Annotated in this window: 13 protein-coding genes; 10 read left to right on the plus strand and 3 right to left on the minus strand. The window is 49.4% G+C overall.

Annotated features, from left to right (window positions below):
* Positions 1-18 precede the first annotated feature (18 nt).
* The 7 genes from O4H47_RS09110 to O4H47_RS09140 all read left to right on the plus strand — a co-directional run bounded on the left by O4H47_RS09110 (position 19) and on the right by O4H47_RS09140 (position 8,560).
* The gene (locus O4H47_RS09110) at positions 19-993 is read left to right on the plus strand and encodes a tripartite tricarboxylate transporter substrate binding protein (RefSeq protein WP_269393669.1); all 975 of its coding nucleotides are present in this window, start codon (positions 19-21) and stop codon (positions 991-993) included.
* 117 nt (positions 994-1,110) lie between these two features.
* Positions 1,111-1,569: a tripartite tricarboxylate transporter TctB family protein gene (locus tag O4H47_RS09115; RefSeq protein WP_269393670.1), complete on the plus strand. Its 459-nt coding sequence runs from the start codon at positions 1,111-1,113 to the stop codon at positions 1,567-1,569.
* A gap of 6 nt (positions 1,570-1,575) precedes the next feature.
* The gene (locus O4H47_RS09120; RefSeq protein ID WP_269393671.1) at positions 1,576-3,111 is read left to right on the plus strand and encodes a tripartite tricarboxylate transporter permease; all 1,536 of its coding nucleotides are present in this window, start codon (positions 1,576-1,578) and stop codon (positions 3,109-3,111) included.
* A gap of 218 nt (positions 3,112-3,329) precedes the next feature.
* Positions 3,330-3,860, plus strand: coding sequence for a DUF2271 domain-containing protein (locus O4H47_RS09125; RefSeq protein ID WP_269393672.1), 531 nt, complete (start codon positions 3,330-3,332; stop codon positions 3,858-3,860).
* A gap of 21 nt (positions 3,861-3,881) precedes the next feature.
* Entirely contained in the window at positions 3,882-6,092 is a 2,211-nt protein-coding gene (locus tag O4H47_RS09130) for a PepSY domain-containing protein (protein WP_269393673.1), read from the plus strand.
* Positions 6,093-6,149: 57 nt separating this feature from the next.
* Positions 6,150-7,535, plus strand: coding sequence for an ankyrin repeat domain-containing protein (locus O4H47_RS09135; protein ID WP_269393674.1), 1,386 nt, complete (start codon positions 6,150-6,152; stop codon positions 7,533-7,535).
* A gap of 50 nt (positions 7,536-7,585) precedes the next feature.
* Complete coding sequence (locus O4H47_RS09140; RefSeq protein ID WP_269393675.1) at positions 7,586-8,560, plus strand: FAD:protein FMN transferase; 975 nt, start codon at positions 7,586-7,588, stop codon at positions 8,558-8,560.
* On the opposite strand, the gene O4H47_RS09145 is transcribed toward O4H47_RS09140, so the two are convergent.
* Together O4H47_RS09145 and O4H47_RS09150 are read right to left on the minus strand one after the other, a co-directional pair.
* Positions 8,557-9,702, minus strand: a complete 1,146-nt coding sequence (locus O4H47_RS09145; protein WP_269393676.1) for an alpha-hydroxy acid oxidase — start codon at positions 9,700-9,702, stop codon at positions 8,557-8,559. The genes O4H47_RS09140 and O4H47_RS09145 overlap by 4 nt on opposite strands.
* Positions 9,703-9,787: 85 nt before the next feature.
* Positions 9,788-10,567, minus strand: a complete 780-nt coding sequence (locus O4H47_RS09150) for a FadR/GntR family transcriptional regulator (RefSeq protein WP_269393677.1) — start codon at positions 10,565-10,567, stop codon at positions 9,788-9,790.
* A gap of 319 nt (positions 10,568-10,886) precedes the next feature.
* Here O4H47_RS09150 and O4H47_RS09155 point away from each other — a divergent pair, with 319 nt between their 5' ends.
* The 3 genes from O4H47_RS09155 to dld all read left to right on the plus strand — a co-directional run bounded on the left by O4H47_RS09155 (position 10,887) and on the right by dld (position 15,798).
* Positions 10,887-11,939 carry a TRAP transporter substrate-binding protein gene (locus O4H47_RS09155; protein ID WP_269393678.1) on the plus strand — a complete coding sequence of 351 codons (1,053 nt, stop codon included), beginning with the start codon at positions 10,887-10,889 and terminating at the stop codon, positions 11,937-11,939.
* 98 nt (positions 11,940-12,037) lie between these two features.
* Positions 12,038-14,104: a TRAP transporter large permease subunit gene (locus O4H47_RS09160; protein WP_269393679.1), complete on the plus strand. Its 2,067-nt coding sequence runs from the start codon at positions 12,038-12,040 to the stop codon at positions 14,102-14,104.
* 11 nt (positions 14,105-14,115) lie between these two features.
* Positions 14,116-15,798 carry a D-lactate dehydrogenase gene (gene dld / locus O4H47_RS09165; protein ID WP_269393680.1) on the plus strand — a complete coding sequence of 561 codons (1,683 nt, stop codon included), beginning with the start codon at positions 14,116-14,118 and terminating at the stop codon, positions 15,796-15,798.
* A gap of 4 nt (positions 15,799-15,802) precedes the next feature.
* On the opposite strand, the gene O4H47_RS09170 is transcribed toward dld, so the two are convergent.
* Positions 15,803-17,134, minus strand: coding sequence for an HlyD family type I secretion periplasmic adaptor subunit (locus tag O4H47_RS09170; RefSeq protein WP_269393681.1), 1,332 nt, complete (start codon positions 17,132-17,134; stop codon positions 15,803-15,805).
* Between the last annotated feature and the right edge of the window lie 36 nt (positions 17,135-17,170).

Genomic DNA, 17,170 nt, shown 5'->3' on the forward strand with positions numbered 1-17,170 from the left:
CTTTTTGGGAGGACATTCATGTTCAAAAAAATCACAGCTGCAATTGCGGCAACTTCACTTTTGCTCGGCGCTGCTGGCGTTGCCATGGCAGACGGGCACAAAGTTGTTGATCAAATCAAATTCCTTATTCCTGGTGGTGCCGGCGGCGGCTGGGATGGCACAGCGCGCGGTACTGGCGAAGCGTTGACCAAATCTGGTCTTGTTGGCGGTGCTACATATGAAAATATGTCAGGCGGCGGCGGCGGCAAAGCCATCGCGCACATTATTGAGACAAACGACCAAGACACTTTGATGGTCAATTCAACGCCAATCGTGATCCGGTCTTTGCAAGGGGTTTTCCCCCAGTCATTCCGTGACTTGACCCCGATTGCCGGCACGATTGGTGACTATGGCGCGGTTGTTGTTCACAAGGATTCAACTATCGCTTCAATGCCACAATTCTTGGCTGAATATGCCAACGATCCAAAATCTGTTGCCATTGGCGGCGGTTCGGTTGCTGGTGGTATGGACCACTTGATTGCGGCATTGATCATGAAGAATGCGGGCGCAAACCCGATCGACGTGAAATACATCCCTTATGATGCGGGTGGTAAAGCGATGGCTGGCTTGTTGTCTGGTGAAATTGCTGCATTGACCACTGGGTTTGGTGAAGCGATTGAGCTTGCGCGCCAAGGCGAAGTGAACATCTTGTGTGTGACGTCGCCAGAGCGTTTGTCTACCTCACCTGACACACCAACTTGTGCGGAAGCTGGTTCACCGGGCACAGAGTTTGTAAACTGGCGCGGATTTTTCGCGGCACCAGGTCTGTCTGATGAGAAGAAGGCACAATTCATTACAGCTCTTGAAAAGATGTATGACACCGACGAATGGTCAACAGTTCGTGACCGTAACGGTTGGGTTGAAATCTTCAATGCTGACGCCGAATTCGTGAGCTTCTTGGAAGCTCAAGAAGAAGAAATTGGTGGCCTAATGCGCGAGCTTGGCTTCCTCTAGGCTCTGGGGTTAAACTGATCGCGGCTCTTTGTAGCTGCGATCAGACTTGTGGCGAATTTCGTCTTTGGAACGCTCGCAGGTCGAGCGTTTCTTTTTAGATCAGTCGGGAGGCTCATCGTGTTTTTTACCAACAGAAGGATAGGCGGCCTATTGTTGTTGGCTTTTTGCGTTACCTACGCAGTTCTGAGCCAGCGCATTCCTTTGTTGCCATTCCAAGCGCAGTCAGCGTTTCATGCGCGCACCATGCCAGAAGTGCTGGCCATATTGGGGGTGGGGCTTTCCATCGCCATTGTTGTACTGCCATCGCCCAAAGAATTTTTGGATTTGTCCGGCAAGAATTGGTTCACCGTTATTGCCTTTCTTGCACTGATGTCGTTCTACGGCGTGACTATTCGACCGTTTGGTTTCATTCTTTCATCTTCCATCCTTTTGGGCGTGGGTTTTTGGTTGTTGGGTGAACGCAAGGCTTGGTTGATTTTGGCGGTTTCGGTTCCAATTGCCATTGCATTTTGGGCGCTGATGACGCTCGGGTTGAGCGTGTTTCTTGAGCCGCTACCATGGTTTTTGAGAGGTTGATGGGCAATGCTTGAAGGTATTCTAATCGGGCTAACCACTGCCCTTACACCGATGAATTTGGGTTTCGTTGTCGCTGGATGTCTTGTGGGGACATTCATTGGCATGTTGCCGGGTCTTGGCCCTATGTCCGCGATCGCACTTATGATCCCGGTTGCAGCAGGGTTGGACCCGGCGGCAGGCATTATTTTGATGGCTGCCGTTTATTATGGCGCGATTTTTGGCGGGTCAACGTCGTCAATTCTGATCAATGCGCCGGGGGTGGCGAGTACGGTTGCCACGTCGTTTGATGGTTACCCAATGGCCAAGCAAGGCAAAGCGGGTAAAGCATTGGCGATTGCGGCCTACTCCTCGTTTTCTGGTGGTGTTGTTGGGGCAATTTTGTTGCTGATTGCTGCGCCATTCTTGGCGAAAGTGTCCTTATCGTTCCATTCAACTGACTATTTTGCCTTGATGGTATTGGGGCTGACGGCAGTTGCGGCGTTTGCGGGGCAGGGCAATGTTTTAAAAGCCATGTTGATGACGATCGTTGGGTTGATGCTATCCACTGTTGGTACCGACCAAACTCAAGGTATTCAGCGCTTTACGCTTGGTATGATTGATTTGCTTGATGGTGTTTCATTCTTGTTGTTGGTGATGGCGACATTCGCGCTTTCTGAAGCGTTGATGGCGATTTTGAAACCAAAAGACGATGAAAGTCGCCTGAAAGAAAAAGAAGCTTCTGCTAATTTGGGCTCGATGAAAATCAGCAAAGAAGAAGTGAAGGAAATGGCGCCGGTTATCGGGAGATCCTCGATCTTAGGTTTCTTGATCGGTGTGCTACCGGGCGCTGGTGCAACTATTGCAAGCTTCTTGGCATATGGCACCGAGCAACGACTAGCGGGCTCTGAAAAGGGCAAGTTGTTCGGTAAAGGTTCAGTTCGTGGATTGGCCGCACCTGAAACCGCAAACAATGCTGCGGCAACAGGCTCGTTTGTGCCAATGCTGACGTTGGGTATTCCCGGCTCGGGAACGACTGCCATTATGCTTGGTGCTTTGATTGGCTATGGAATTCAACCTGGTCCTCGGCTTTACATCGATAACCCAGAAGTTTTTTGGGCCGTTATCGTGTCGATGTGGGTTGGCAATATCATTCTATTGGTTTTGAACCTGCCTTTGATCCCTTATATCGCAAAGGTTTTGGCGATCCCGTCTCGGTTCTTGTTGCCTTTGATTTTGTTCTTCTCACTGATTGGCGTGTATTTCGTTAGCTTCAATACATTTGATATTCAATTGATGATTATCTTTGCTATTGCGGCAGTGGTGTTGCGGCTTCTCGACTTCCCTCTGGCACCCATGATTTTGGGGTTCATTTTGGGCGGTATGATGGAAGAGAACTTGCGCCGTGCATTGCTGATTAACGACGATAGTTGGTCGTTCCTGTGGGAGCGTGAATTGACCCTTACCATTCTCGTGATTGCAGTTCTGACTTTGTTTGTGCCGATGCTAATGCCGCTTTATTCAAAGTGGCGCAAAAATGCAGATCGTGCGGGCGAAGGCGGCTAGCAAACTGTTGCAGTAAATGGGAATGCTGCGATCAGAATAAGACTTCCCAACCCTCCTCCTTGAGCACCGGTCCAACTCGTTTGGATCGGTGTTTTTTTATGCGCTTTTTAGAATCGTTCTAAGTTATTGAAAATACGTTGACTTTCTACTTGGCAATTAATATGAGTCGCAAAGTCATATTAAAGTGCGTTGAGCATATTGAATAAGGAAAGAGATAGATGATGGACTTTTTTAGCCACTCAGATCGATTGGGGCGGTCCGATTTTAAAGCAGCACTGAGACTGGGCGTAGCGTCTGCTTTGTTGTTTGGAGCCGCTCTTGGCATTGCACCTCGCGCTGAGGCGAAAGAAGCAACAGTTCTTGTGCAGTTGAATAATTACGTGGGTGATGAGGCATATTTTGCACTCTATTTGGTCAACCCAGAAGGGCGCTACGAGCGCACATTGTACGTATCCGGACCAGAAGAACGTTGGTATCCAGACATGCCGCGCTGGTGGAAATATCTGTCGCGTAAACCGCAAGATATTGATGCGATTACGGGGGCCAGCACCGCGGCGGGCGACCGCTCTATTGTTAAAGTGGAAATCGCAGATGAACTGTTCAACGCCGGTTACAAACTGCGCGTTGAGACAGCAGTAGAAGACCTTGAAAACCATAGCGCTGATGTGGAAGCAGAGTTGAGTGCCGACCTAATTGGCAAGCGTGTTGCTGGAACCGGGTATGTGCGCGAGCTTCGCGTAAAGTTTTAATCTAGAATTTTGGTGACACATATGTGGCGTAATCTGCATTCCATTTTTGGTTTGGCGGCAGCAGTTTTGCTAACTGTTCTTTCGGTATCCGGGGCTGTTTTGGCCACGTTGCCACTGGCAGATACGTTGCGTCCTGAAGCCCAAACATTGGCGGGGTATTCGGTTGCGGATGCAATTGAAATTGCGCTGTTGCACAACAAAAAACTTGAGATTGAGCGGATAAAGGTTGCCCCGTCCGGAGCAGTTTTGATCAGTGGTCGACAATATGGCAGGGGGATTAAATCGAACCTAAATTTGCAAACTGGAAAGCTTGCGAAAGAAGAAAAACTGCACCCAGTCTACGCCATTATGCGTGACTTTCACCGGTCGCTATTGCTTGGGTTTGTGGGGCGGTCAGTGGTTTTTGTTGGCGCGGTCATTATGTGCATTCTTTGCCTTTCTGGTATTTTTGTACTTGTGCGGCGCATGGGGGGCTGGCGATTGCTCTTCTCCCCCATCAAAGGGCGTTGGCCCGAACGCTTGCATGTGTTGTTCTCTCGTTTATTCATTTTGCCATTGGTTATAACCAGCGTATCTGGTGCATATTTGGGCGCCGTGACAATGGGCTTTGTGCCATCTGGTAATGAGGTGCCGCCTGCATACCCCGAGAGTTTGCAGGAACTGGATCCGGTTTTGCCTTATGAGCTTGATGGCTTGAAACAACTTGCGCTCAATGATGTTCGGGAAATCATATTCCCCATCCCAGAAGACTGGTTTGATGTTTTTGCGGTGAAAACCCACGATTCAAATCTTTTCTTTGATCAGTTTACGGGCGAATTGCTGTCATCTCAGCCCTGCTCATTTGCGCAACGGATCTTTGATTTGTTCACGCTTTTGCACACCGCTGAAGGCTTGGCACCTTGGGGGATTGTTGCAGGAATTGCAGTGGTTAGTGTGCCAGCGTTTGCCCTAACTGGATTTGTGATTTGGCTTAATCGCATGCGCTCAGGCATGGGACGAATAAGAAACAATTCTGCGGCAAAAGACGCTGAGATCGTAATTCTTGTCGGGTCGGAAAATGGGTCGACATGGGGCTTTGGAAAAGCGCTACACGCGGCGTTGGCGGCTGCTGGTGCAATCGTGCACATACGAGCGATAAACGATATGCGTGCGGCCTACCCTAATGGGCGCCACCTGATCGTTTTGGCCGCAACTTACGGCGATGGTGAAGCGCCGCAGAATGCCAACCGTTTTGTAAAGCGATTGCGGGATTTGAATGCCCATCACCTAATGCGGTTTTGCGTGTTAGGATTTGGAGACAAGTCTTTTCCACGTTATTGCGCCTTTGCACAAGAAGTTGATCAGGCGTTGCGTGCGTCTGGACGAAACTCAATTCTTGAATTGGCTGACGTCGATCGCAAATCTGCGCAATCCTTTTCGCGATGGGGACATGAACTTGCCGAGGCGCTCAACCTAGATTTTGAGCTTGATTATTCACCGCCAAAACCGCGCACATACCAGTTGGCGTTGCAAAACAAAGAGGTGTTTGGTGCTCAACTGCAAGCGCCAACGGCTGTGCTGCGGTTTTGTCCCATTGCGGGTGAAAATGGCTGTGATTTTGTGCCCACGCACAATGCCGGTGATTTGGTGTCAATCTACCCCAAAGGTGATGCGCGCGCGCGGATGTACTCTGTGGGTTCCTGCGCACGGGAGAAGTGTTTGGAGATTTGTGTTGCCCGTCAAGATGGTGGGGTTTGCTCAACCTATTTGAACAATCTGGCTTTGGGCGAAAGAATTGAATTCCACATAGAGCAGAACGCCGATTTTCACATGCCGACCAAAGGGCGCAAACCGGTCATTATGATTGGTGCGGGGACTGGCATAGCCCCATTTGCAGGGATGATCCGCAACAACATGAAACATGTTCCGGTGGATCTATATTGGGGAAACCGTGACCCAAGTGTCGATCATCTTTACGGCACGCAGATTCCGAAGTGGTTGGCTGGCAAGTTCTTGAAGAATTTCTACCCTGCTTTTTCGCGCGTTGAAGGCGGCGGCTATGTGCAGGATCGGGTGCGCGAGCAGGCGCACAATATTGTTCATCAAATACGAAGTGGGGCCACCATCATGGTTTGTGGTGGCGCTAAAATGGCGCAGGGGGTGCGCCATGAGTTGGAAATAATTGCTGTTGAGGCAGGCAGCAGTATTGCCGAGCTCAAACGGTCTGGTCGTTATCGTGAAGATACCTATTAGGCCAAAAGAGGCGCCTTTGAAGCGCATTATAGGGACGAATACAAAGGAAATGTCCAAATGAATTCAATGATTAATCGTTTACTCGCAGCTGCATCCCTCGTTGCCATTATGGCGGCAAGCTCTGCCTATGCTGATGAAAACCCAATGTTGGATAGCAAGTTCTGGAAAGACAAAGACCTTTCTGCAATTGAGGCAATCGTTGGCGAGGGGCATTCTGTAACACAGATCACGAGCAATGGATTTACACCACTTATTCAAGCTATTCGCGCCCAAGCCCCTATTGAGGTCCTGGAGTATTTGATTGCTCAGGGTGCTGATGTTAACCGACCTGGCCACGATGAACGTCCTGCGATCTTTTGGGCAGCGCGCAATGGCACGCTCGAATCTGTGAACTTTTTGATTGAGCAGGGCGCTGATGTTCAAGCCCTTGATGATAGCGGTCGAAATGCTTTGGGTTATGCGGCATTTGGACAGGAAGATCCGGCTGTTTTTGCAAGGCTAATCGAATTGGGTTTAAGCCCAGCGGAAAAAGATTCAGCGGGTCGTGATGCGGCGCTGAGCGCGGCCTATTTTAACCCAAATCTTGAAACCATCGAGTTGTTGGCAAAGGCAGGTGGTGACCTATCCAGCAAAACAACAAAGGGCGAAGATGCGTTCATGCTGGCAGCTTACCGCAATAAATCAGTTGATGTTGTTAAGGCTATGAAAGCTTATAGCGAAAACCCTCAAGCAAAAAATGAAGACGGCAATGACGCTCTATTGTTGGCTGCCTATCGTAATGGATCATTGGAAGTCATTGACTATTTGTTGGCAGAAGGGTTTGCACCTGAAGCGACCGACAATGAAGGGCGCAATGCCTTGGCGATTGCGGCAACACGCAATAGTCTTGAGGTGGTTGAGAAATTTGCGTCAATTGGTCTTGATGTGAATGCAACAGATAATGCTGGCGGTACCGCCCTATTGAATGCAGTGGTGCGCAATAGCCCAGAAGTTGTTGATTTCTTGATCGCCCAAGGCGCAAACGTCAACGCTACGGACAAAGCTGGAAATAGCGCGCTGTTGCTGGCGGCAGGTCGTGATCGCAAAGGGGTTGATAGTATAGTCGCCTCTTTGTTGGCAGCTGGAGCGAGCGCCAAAGTGGTAAGTGCCAAAGGCGAAACAGTGCTGACCAAAGCAGCGCGTTCTAATCAGCCTGCCGCTCTTTTGCAGGCCTATATCGACAATGGTGCTGATGTTAACGCTGTTGATGGCGATGAGACGAGCGCTTTGATGTATGCGGCACTGAAAAGCGACACAACAGACAATATCAAATTGCTGTTGGCTGCTGGTGCCGATGCGACGTTGAAAGACGGTTTTGACACAACCGCGGCTGAAATTGCGACGGCAAATGAGTTGCTAAACGGCACAGATGCAGTCGCTCTGATCGAAGCTGCAGTTAAATAAAGCGGATGCTGGCGAGCCATTGGTTCGCCAGCATTTTTTTAGGAATTGCTATGCAAGCGCGTTTAAAAAACGATCAACTTCAAATGGTTCAACTTGGTGGGCAAACCATGGGTACTGCATATCAAGTAACCATCGCCAATCCACATATGCGTGATATTGAGCAACTGGGACAACGGATATTTGACGTCGTTGATCAGGTTGATCAGCAAATGTCGACATATAAAGTGCGCTCTGACATTTGTCGCTTTAATGCCGCTCCTTGTGGTTTTTGGTTAGAGCTGCCTCGCGAAATGCTGGTTGTCTTAAAAACGGCGATTGAAATGGCTCACCAGAGTTGCGGAGCGTTTGACCCAACCGTTTTTGATGTCGTTGATAAGTGGGGATTTGGTCCTTCTGATCGGTCTTCGACTGCAGAAATATTCTCGCCCAACACGCGGCCTGATGGGTTATCGTCGATAGAATTAGATGCCGCTCGTGGCAAAGCAATCAAGCATGGGGATGTCAAAATTGATCTGTGCGGAATTGCCAAGGGGTATGGTGTCGACCAAATCGCTAATGTGCTGCAATGTGTCGGTATTTTTGATTTTCTAGTTGAAATTGCTGGTGAGGTTTTTGCCAGTGGAACCGCTGCTGATGGCAGCCCATGGCGCTTGGGGCTTGAGCTGCCGATCCCGGATCGTCGGGTGATCTATCGCTATCTTGATGTGAAAGACATTGGTGTGGCGACCTCAGGGGGCTATCGCAATTTTGTTGAAATTGACGATGTAATTTACTCACACACAATTGATCCGCGCACGCGTTTGCCGGTTCAAACCGACATTTTGTGTGTAACGGTAGCTCATAAAGACTGCATGCATGCAGATGCTCTTGCTACAGCCCTTCAGGTGATGGGGCTTAAAAAGGCATTGGATTTTGCGAACAAGAAGAACATTAGCGCTATGTTTTTGTCGCGTTCAGGGCAAGATGGGTTTACTGAAACGCAAAGCGAAGCTTTTTGTTCGATGTTCGGCCTACCGGACGACTAGCGGAACAGGAGCTTGTCTTTGGTGAGTTTATCTAGGGTATCGACGCCCATCAAAATCATGCCGCGCTCAATTTCAGCACGCATGAGTTCGAGTGCACGTTCTACGCCTTGTTGCCCAGCGGCAGCCAAGGGGAATAGGTAGAAGCGCCCGCCGCCCACAGCTTTTGCGCCCAGAGCAAGGGCTTTTAAAACATGTGTGCCGCGTTGGATGCCGCTGTCCATGATCACGTCCAGACGGTCACCGACTGCGTCGACAATGGCCTCGAGTTGGTCAAATGATGAACGCGATCCGTCGAGTTGGCGGCCGCCGTGGTTGGAAATAATAATGCCTGTGCAGCCAATGTCCGCGGCTTTGATTGCGTCTTCAACGGACATAATACCCTTGATGCAAAACTGGCCGTCCCATTCTTTGACCATTTCAGCCACATCATCCCATGAGATGGACTGATCCAACATTTCGGTGAAATACTTGCCGATGGACATCGCACCGCCACTCATATCAACATGATCGTCGAGTTGGGGCAGGCTAAACTTCTCGTGGGTGACGTAGTTTAGCCCCCACATTGGTTTGATGGCAAACTGGGTCATGCCCCCCAATGTTAATTTGAAAGGGATGGAGAAGCCGGTGCGCAGGTCCCGTTCGCGATTGCCGCCAACGATGGCGTCAACGGTGAGCATCATCACGTCAATCCCAGCATCTTTGGCGCGCTGCAACATGACCTTGTTGAGCTCTCGGTCTTTGTGAAAATAGAACTGATAGGCTTGCGGTGTGTCGTATTTTTCGCGCAATTCTTCCATGCTGACCGTGCCAAGCGAAGATACACCAAACATCGTCCCGTATTTATTCGCTGCGGCTGCTACGGCACGTTCACCATTGTGATGGAACAAGCGTTGTAGAGCCGTTGGGGAACAATAAATTGGCATATCCAACTTCTGCCCCATCACGGTAACCGACATATCTACATCGGTGATGCCGCTAAGGACGTTGGGCACCAGATCGCAGTTGTCAAAACTTGCAGTATTGCGTCGGTAGGTGATCTCATCATCAGCAGCGCCGTCGATATAGTTGAATATGGGGGAGGGCAAGCGCTTCGCTGCTAGCTTTCTGAAGTCATGAAAATTGTGGCAGTCTTTGAGGCGCATAATTGTCTCCCTAACACCATTCTGACTGCAAGCTAGCGCAATGATGCTATAGAGGTCAAGTTTATTTACCTATTGTGAGAAGACCCTAAAGAAGTGCTTGACGACGTTTTGCGATTTGTTCCCTACGGTCTCGGTTTTGATCAACAAGATAGGACCGTTCGACGAAATTGATGTGGTCGCGTGCAGCTTTTCGCGCGAGTTCGGGATTGCCATCCATAATGGCTTGATAGATCGCGCGGTGTTGCTGCAGCAAAAGGTCGCTCGCCCCGTCGCCATCTTTAGCGCGCAAAACAGCGCGATTATAAAATAGGTTTTGGCGGGTCAGTGCATAAATCGAAGACATAGAGTGCACTAAAAGGGTGTTATGGCTCGCATCGACAATCGCCACATGAAACCTAATGTCTGCATCTTCAGAGGCCGCAAAATCACCGACTTGGTGTGCCGTTTCAAGTTCGCTGATAATCGCTGATAGGATTTCTTTGTCGATCTTTGTGGCGCGCTCTGCAGCGAGTGCTGAAGCAAATTGCTCTTGTTCACGCCGAAACTCCAAATAGTCCAGGAATGCACCAGAGTGTCGGGAATATAGCTCAATAAGTGCTGGAGACATAGCAGAGCCAATGAGCGGCGCGACAAAAGTGCCTTCCCCATGCCGGGAAATGATCAGCCCATAGTCTTCTAGCCGCTTCAGTGCCTCACGCACTTTCGGCCTAGAAACGGCCATACGCTCGGAGATATCGCGTTCGGAAGGCAGTTTGTGTCCGTCGCGTAGAACACCATTAAGAATGAGCCCCTCAATCTGCTCAACAATGGCGTCAACAACGGACGCGTGGTCGACGGGTTCAAAAATCCCTGTTTGAATGCTCAAGCGAATGCCTCTGTTCAGCGGTAAAATAAATGATCCACTTATAATGGACGCAAGCGGATGTGAGTTCAAGTGCTTAGTTTGCGGGATAAAATTCAAGGATTCATGCTAACTTGCTGTAAATGAACGACTAATTGACTATTGTAGCGTGGAAATTCGCATGGATGAATGTGAATATCCGGACATGACAAGTCGTTAACTATTCGTTAGTCTAATAATATGGTCGCTTGACAAACTTCAGGAGGTCAAGTTTATTTACCAATATTGCGGGTTGTATATCGCAGGAAATTTTTTCGCCCATAGGGGCATCAAGGAGGAACCAATGAAAAAGCTAGTCGCAGGTGTGGCTGTTGCCGCAGCCCTTGCATCAACAAGTGGCGCAATTGCAGCAGACAAAGTACTCTTAAAAACGCCGATCGCGTTCTCAACAAGTTTGCCGGGTTTGGGCTCACCGATCCCTCGTGTTGCTGAGCAACTTGATTTGATGTCCGGCGGGACTTTGAAAATGAAAGTCTATGAGCCAGGCAAATTGGTTCCAGCATTTGAAATCTTGGATGCGGTTTCTTCTGGTAAAATCAACTCTGGTTATGCCACCGCTGGCTATTGGGCTGGTAAAATTCCAGCAGCGCCATTGTTTTCAGCTGTGCCTTTTGGACCTGAAGCAGGCGAGTATATGGCATGGCTTTATTACGGCAATGGCCTGAAACTCTATCAAGAAATGTATGATCAGGCAGGCTACGACATTCACGTTATTCCCTGTGCGATTATCGCGCCGGAGACTTCTGGCTGGTTTGCAAAAGAAATCAACACGCCGGCAGATCTTGAAGGTTTGAAAATGCGTTTCTTCGGCTTGGGTGGCGAAGTGATGCAAAAGCTCGGGGTTGCAACTTCGCTGTTGCCAGGCGGCGAGATTTTCCCAGCGCTTGAGAAGGGTGCGATTGACGCCACTGAATTCTCAATGCCTGCAATTGATGCGCGTTTGGGCTTCCATAAGCTTGTGAAATACAACTATTTCCCAGGCTGGCACCAACAAGCCACTGTGTTTGAATTGTTGATCAATGGCACGCAGTGGAATGAAATGAGTGAACAGCACAAAGCGATCACTGAAAACGCTTGTAAAGCATCTATGGCAGATAGCTTCGCTGAAGGTGAAGCCATTCAGCATGATGCGATGATCGACAACGTTGAGAACAACGGTGTTCACATCAAAACTTGGTCACCAGAAATGCTTGCGACTTTCCGTTCAACTTGGGAAGAAGTTGCGGCTGAAAAAGCCGGTGGCGACGAGTATTTCGCTAAGGTTTTGGCTGATATGAAAGAGTTCCGCAACGGTTATCAGCTGTGGAAAGAAAATGCGTTCTTGCCGCGCAAGTAAATCAAGATTGAGCATCGCATAGACGTTTGCGGTGCTCACAAGACTTTGGTGCGCGTTTAAACTGAGCGCGCACCTCTTTTAGAGTGGGGAAGAGGCATATGACGCAATCACATACTGATCCGGTTGATCCGGTCGCAGCCTATGTAGATATTAGTGAGCATCCAGAAATGGACAATCAGCCAGTGGCTGTTGGCATCGACCGTTCTGTAAAAACCGTTGGGTCAATTGTTATGTGGGCGAATGTTTTGCTCGTTGGTGCGATCGTCACGCAAGTGTTATTCCGCTATTTGCTCAACCAGAGCTTTCCCAAGCTTGATGAAATTCAATGGCATTTTTATGGTCTTGTGACCATGATTGGCATTTCATATGCCATGGTGACAGACAGCCATGTGCGCGTTGATTTGCTGTATATGCAGCTCAACAAACGTGGGCAAAGGATTATTGAAGTCGTTGGAATATTGGCGTTGCTGGCGCCATTTATCTATTTGATGATTGATCAAGGCTTTGACTATTTTTACGAGAGTTTCCGTGTAAACGAACGTTCAAGCAGCCCCATCGGATTGCCTGCGCGTTGGGCGTTTAAGGCGGTCATCCCGATCAGTTTTGTTTTGTTGGCATTCGCTGCAGTGTCACGACTGATTCATGATGGGCATGCGCTTTGGGTGAATAGGGGCAATGACCAAAAAGGCTCCGGGTTGCGACTGATTTTCATCTCTCTTGCTCTGTTTGGCCTTGTTGCATACGGGCTAACATTCTTGGTGGAAACCACAGAAGAAAAGCTGGTGATTACAATGTTCATCAGTTTTATCGCTTTGCTTTTCACTGGGTTTCCTGTGGCATGGACCCTTGCCGGCGTCGGTGTGATTTTCTGTGGTATTGCCTATCAGTTCGACAGCGGATCGATGAATTGGACCGGGCTTGAAGAAACATTGACCGGACTGGACTATCTGGCTCTGGGCGCGGTGGTGAACCGCATTTACGCTACAATGTCTAACGCGGTATTGGTTGCGCTGCCCATGTTTATCTTTATGGGACTAATGCTTGACGAAAGTGGAGTGGCTGAGCGTCTGATGACGTCGATGCAGCGTTTGTTCGGCAAAACACGTGGCGGATTGGCGATTACTGTAACGGTTATTGGGATCATTCTTGCGGCGTCTACGGGCATAATTGGTGCATCGGTTGTGCTGCTTGGTGTATTGTCACTACCATCAATGATGCAGCAAAAGTACTCTCGCAGCTTAGCTTCTGGGGTTGTTGCGGCGTCTGGCACGCTTGGTATCCTAATTCCACCTTCAATCATGCTGGTGATCATGGCCGATCAGATGGCGCTGTCTGTTGGTGACCTGTTCATGGCGGCAGTGTTTCCAGGTGTCATTTTGGGCGGGCTGTACCTTTTGTATTTGTTCATTGTGTCATATCTAAACCCAAAACTTGCGCCAGTCCCTGAAGGGGCAGTGGCCCCTGACTGGGCAGCGGTTAGAGATGTGTTGATTGCGGTGCTTCCAACGTTTGCATTGATCTTGGCAGTGCTTGGCTCAATATTTGCGGGTATTGCGACCCCGACCGAAGCCTCTGGCGTTGGTGCGCTGGGTGCGACGTTGTTGGCGGTTGGCTATCGCAAGCTCACTCTGAAAAAACTTGTGAATGTGCTCAAGTCGACCTTTAACACTACGGCCTATATCTTTGCGATCTTCTTGGGCGCGACGGTATTCTCGTATGTTCTAAGAGAATTGGGTGGCGATGCATTAATTGAAGATATGATTGGCTCAACAGGCTTTGGTCCGCACGGCACGATATTGATGATCTTGTTCATCGTGTTTTTGCTGGGCTTTGTGCTTGATTGGATTGAAATCACACTGATTGTTTTGCCGTTGATGCGGCCGATTGTGGCGGGTCTTGGCCTCGATATACCGGGCTTTGATGTTGTTGATGAGCCGACGTTGGTTTGGTTCGTAATATTGGTGGCGGTCACTTTGCAAACCTCGTTTTTAACGCCGCCGGTGGGCTTTGCCCTGTTCTACCTCAAAGGGGTATGTCCGCCTGAAATTAAGCTGATGGATATTTACCGCGGTGTGGTGCCTTTCGTGCTGCTTCAATTGCTGGGCCTCATGCTGGTGTTCTTTTGGCCCGCCTTGGCAACCTGGTTACCGGCTGTCGCCTATTAAGGACTGAACTAATGAGTGATGAAACACTAATCGCGCAATTGCGCGCGTACGTTGGTGCGCGCCATGTTCTGACCGAACAACGCCAAACTGAACGCTTTAGAAAAGGCTTTCGGTCGGGTGAGGGGGAGGCACTTTGTGTGGTGCGTCCTGGAAGTCTTGTCGAATTGTGGCGTGTGCTGGAAGCCGTGGTGCGGGCCGACAAGATCATCATCATGCAGGCTGCAAATACCGGGTTGACGGAAGGCTCAACGCCTAAAGGAACTTATGATCGGGAAGTTGTGTTAATCAACACAAAGCGGATCGATCAAATTCACCTCATAGACGATGGTAAGCAGGTAATAAGTCTTGCTGGTGCGACGCTTTTTGATCTGGAAAAACTGCTGGACCCCATTGGTCGGCAACCACATTCTGTGATCGGTTCTTCGTGCATTGGTGCATCAATAGTTGGTGGAGTTTGCAACAACTCAGGCGGCGCTTTGGTTGAGCGGGGGCCTTCATATACGGAGTTGGCGCTTTTTGCTCAAATAGATGCCGATGGTCAATTGAAGCTGATCAATAATCTGGACGTAGAGCTGGGGGATGAGCCTGAGCGGATATTGGCAAATTTGGACAGTGGTTTGTTGCCCGCCGATGCAGTGCGTCAAACCAATCGTTTGGCTTCAGATACAGAGTATGCAGACCGTGTTCGCGATGTGAATGCCGCCAGTCCTGCGCGCTTCAATGCGGATAAGCGCCGCCTATATGGAGCGTCTGGTTGTGCGGGTAAACTGGCCGTCTTTGCTGTCCGACAGGACACATATCCAAAGGCAGGGGCAGAGAAAGTCTTCTACATTGGTACCAACGATGCTGGTGATCTCACAGCGATCCGGCGGCGAATACTGAGTGAATTTGAAACTTTGCCCATTAGCGCTGAGTATATGCATCGTACAATTTTCGACATTTCGGAGGAGTACGGCAAGGATACCGTTTTGTTGATCAAGCAATTGGGTACTGATCGATTGCCGCAAGTGTTTGCGCTTAAAGCTTTCTTTGATAGTTGGTTCAACAAGTTTGCGCTAACTCGACATCTGACCGATCGTTTCATGTATGGTTTAGGGCGCATATTGCCTGGTTTGCTACCAGATCGAATGCTGCAATTTCGAGATAAATTTGAGCATCACTTGATCCTCAAAATGCGGGACGGCGGCATTGATGAAGCACGTGAATTGCTTGGCGAGCTCTCAAACAACGGCACCACTGCCTTTTTTGAATGTTCGCAAAGTGAAGGCAAAACGGCAGAATTGCATCGCTTTGCAGCGGCAGGAGCTGCCGTGCGCTATCAGGCTGTGCATTCCAAAGAGGTTGCTGACATTTTGGCGCTGGATATCGCCTTGCCTCGCAATTGTATGAGTTGGGTTGAAGAGCTGCCTGCGCACATAGAAGCGCAGATTGAGCACAAACTCTATTATGGGCACTTTATGTGCCACGTTTTTCACCAAGACTATATTGTGAAAAAAGGGGTAGACGTGGCAGCGCTGAAAGTTGAAATGCTGTCGCTGCTAAACGAGCGGGGTGCTGAGTATCCAGCTGAGCATAATGTGGGACATATGTATGCAGCAAAGCCGGACCTCGCCGAATTCTACCGAACGCAAGATCCAACGAATTCGATGAACCCCGGCATTGGAAAAATGTCGAAAAAGCGAAACTATGCCTAGGTGATCAACGCTCAGAGAATGCTTGGTCAACAGAGCGGAATACGGGTTTCAGCAAATAGCGAGCGAGTGACTTTTCACCGGTCAATACGTCTGCTGTGACTTCCATTCCCGCGTTTACCGGGTATTTGATACCCTTGTTGGTTAAGAAATTTTGCTCCAACGCCACCTGCACTTTGAAGAAATGCGTCCCACCTTCGTCAAATGTTGTTGGTGATATGGCCTTCACTTTGCCATTTAGATGGCCGAACACAAATGGGTCATAGGTGGAAACCGCAATTCGTGCGTCCGCGCCAACGTTGATGTGACCAATGTCTTTTGGTCGGACCTTGACGTCTGCAATTAAGTTTCCATCATCAGGTACGATGCTGGCGATGATTTCACCTGAACGGGCGATTGAGCCGACTGTGTTGTATGCTAGTTGATGGATGACCCCATCAATTGGCGAAGTCACTTCGAGTTGATCGACCAACTCTTGAAATTTCAGCATGTCTGCTTCCATTTCAGTCAGTTCAGAAAGGCCTGTCGTTTCTTGCTTTGCAAGTTGCGATTGGATTGAGGATTGTTGTTCGCTGAGCTGAAGCTGGGCCTCTGCCGAAAGCTCCGCTGCGGTAGCAATCGTCGCCTTCAATGACATTAATCTGGCTTTTGCATCTTCAAGGTCGGCTTCCGCAGACAGTAAGTCGCGACGAGGTGCGAAGCCTTGTTCCACCAAGGACTTGATGCCGTCATAGCGTTCTTGCGTAATCGCTAATCGCTTTTCGACGCTTTTTTGTTCGGCAATGGCGGCTTGGTGCTCGAGTTCGCGTCTTGCAACTTGGGAGGCGAGTTTGGCTTGCTCTTGCATGATACGGGTGCGCTCAAACATAAATGCATCCATCTGTGTGCGCGCAATCGCGGGGTATTTCTCACCTGCTTTGCCAAACTCTGGATTTTGCAGTCCGCGTTGCTGGGCATCTATGGATGCTAGCGACATGGAAAGGGCGGCCATTCTGATATCCAGTTGATCCCGATTGCTTTGGGTTGCAGTTGGGCTCAGCCGCAACAGGACCTGACCCGCTGAAACTCTGTCGCCTACATTGACAAACAGCTCTTCAATTCTGCCGCCGTTCAAATGCTGAACATATTTCACTTTTTCTACGGGTTGGATTTGACCCTTGGCGTGCGTAACTTCTGAAATCGAGGTGATAGAAGCCCAAATGATGAAGGCGGCTAGGAACGCAAAGCAACCGCCAACTACAAACGAGTAGAGTTGGGGGGGATGTTCTTTTTCCAGTGCCAAAGGGAGCGTAAGCGTCTTGGCATCAAGTTCTGTATGTTTTTGGTCGAGCCAACTCACTACGCACGTCCTGTACTAAAAATATAACTAACAAAT

Source organism: Maritalea porphyrae, from assembly GCF_027213965.1.
Lineage (GTDB): Bacteria > Pseudomonadota > Alphaproteobacteria > Rhizobiales > Devosiaceae > Maritalea > Maritalea porphyrae_A.

Bases quoted from the DNA above. Each gene is read 5' to 3' on its own strand.
- O4H47_RS09110 (WP_269393669.1), top strand. From the start codon at position 19: ATGTTCAAAAAAATCACAGCTGCAATTGCGGCAACTTCACTTTTGCTC.
- O4H47_RS09120 (WP_269393671.1), top strand. From the start codon at position 1,576: ATGCTTGAAGGTATTCTAATCGGGCTAACCACTGCCCTTACACCGATG.
- O4H47_RS09125 (WP_269393672.1), top strand. From the start codon at position 3,330: ATGATGGACTTTTTTAGCCACTCAGATCGATTGGGGCGGTCCGATTTT.
- O4H47_RS09130 (WP_269393673.1), top strand. From the start codon at position 3,882: ATGTGGCGTAATCTGCATTCCATTTTTGGTTTGGCGGCAGCAGTTTTG.
- O4H47_RS09135 (WP_269393674.1), top strand. From the start codon at position 6,150: ATGAATTCAATGATTAATCGTTTACTCGCAGCTGCATCCCTCGTTGCC.
- O4H47_RS09140 (WP_269393675.1), top strand. From the start codon at position 7,586: ATGCAAGCGCGTTTAAAAAACGATCAACTTCAAATGGTTCAACTTGGT.
- O4H47_RS09145 (WP_269393676.1), bottom strand. From the start codon at position 9,702: ATGCGCCTCAAAGACTGCCACAATTTTCATGACTTCAGAAAGCTAGCA.
- O4H47_RS09155 (WP_269393678.1), top strand. From the start codon at position 10,887: ATGAAAAAGCTAGTCGCAGGTGTGGCTGTTGCCGCAGCCCTTGCATCA.
- O4H47_RS09160 (WP_269393679.1), top strand. From the start codon at position 12,038: ATGACGCAATCACATACTGATCCGGTTGATCCGGTCGCAGCCTATGTA.
- dld (WP_269393680.1), top strand. From the start codon at position 14,116: ATGAGTGATGAAACACTAATCGCGCAATTGCGCGCGTACGTTGGTGCG.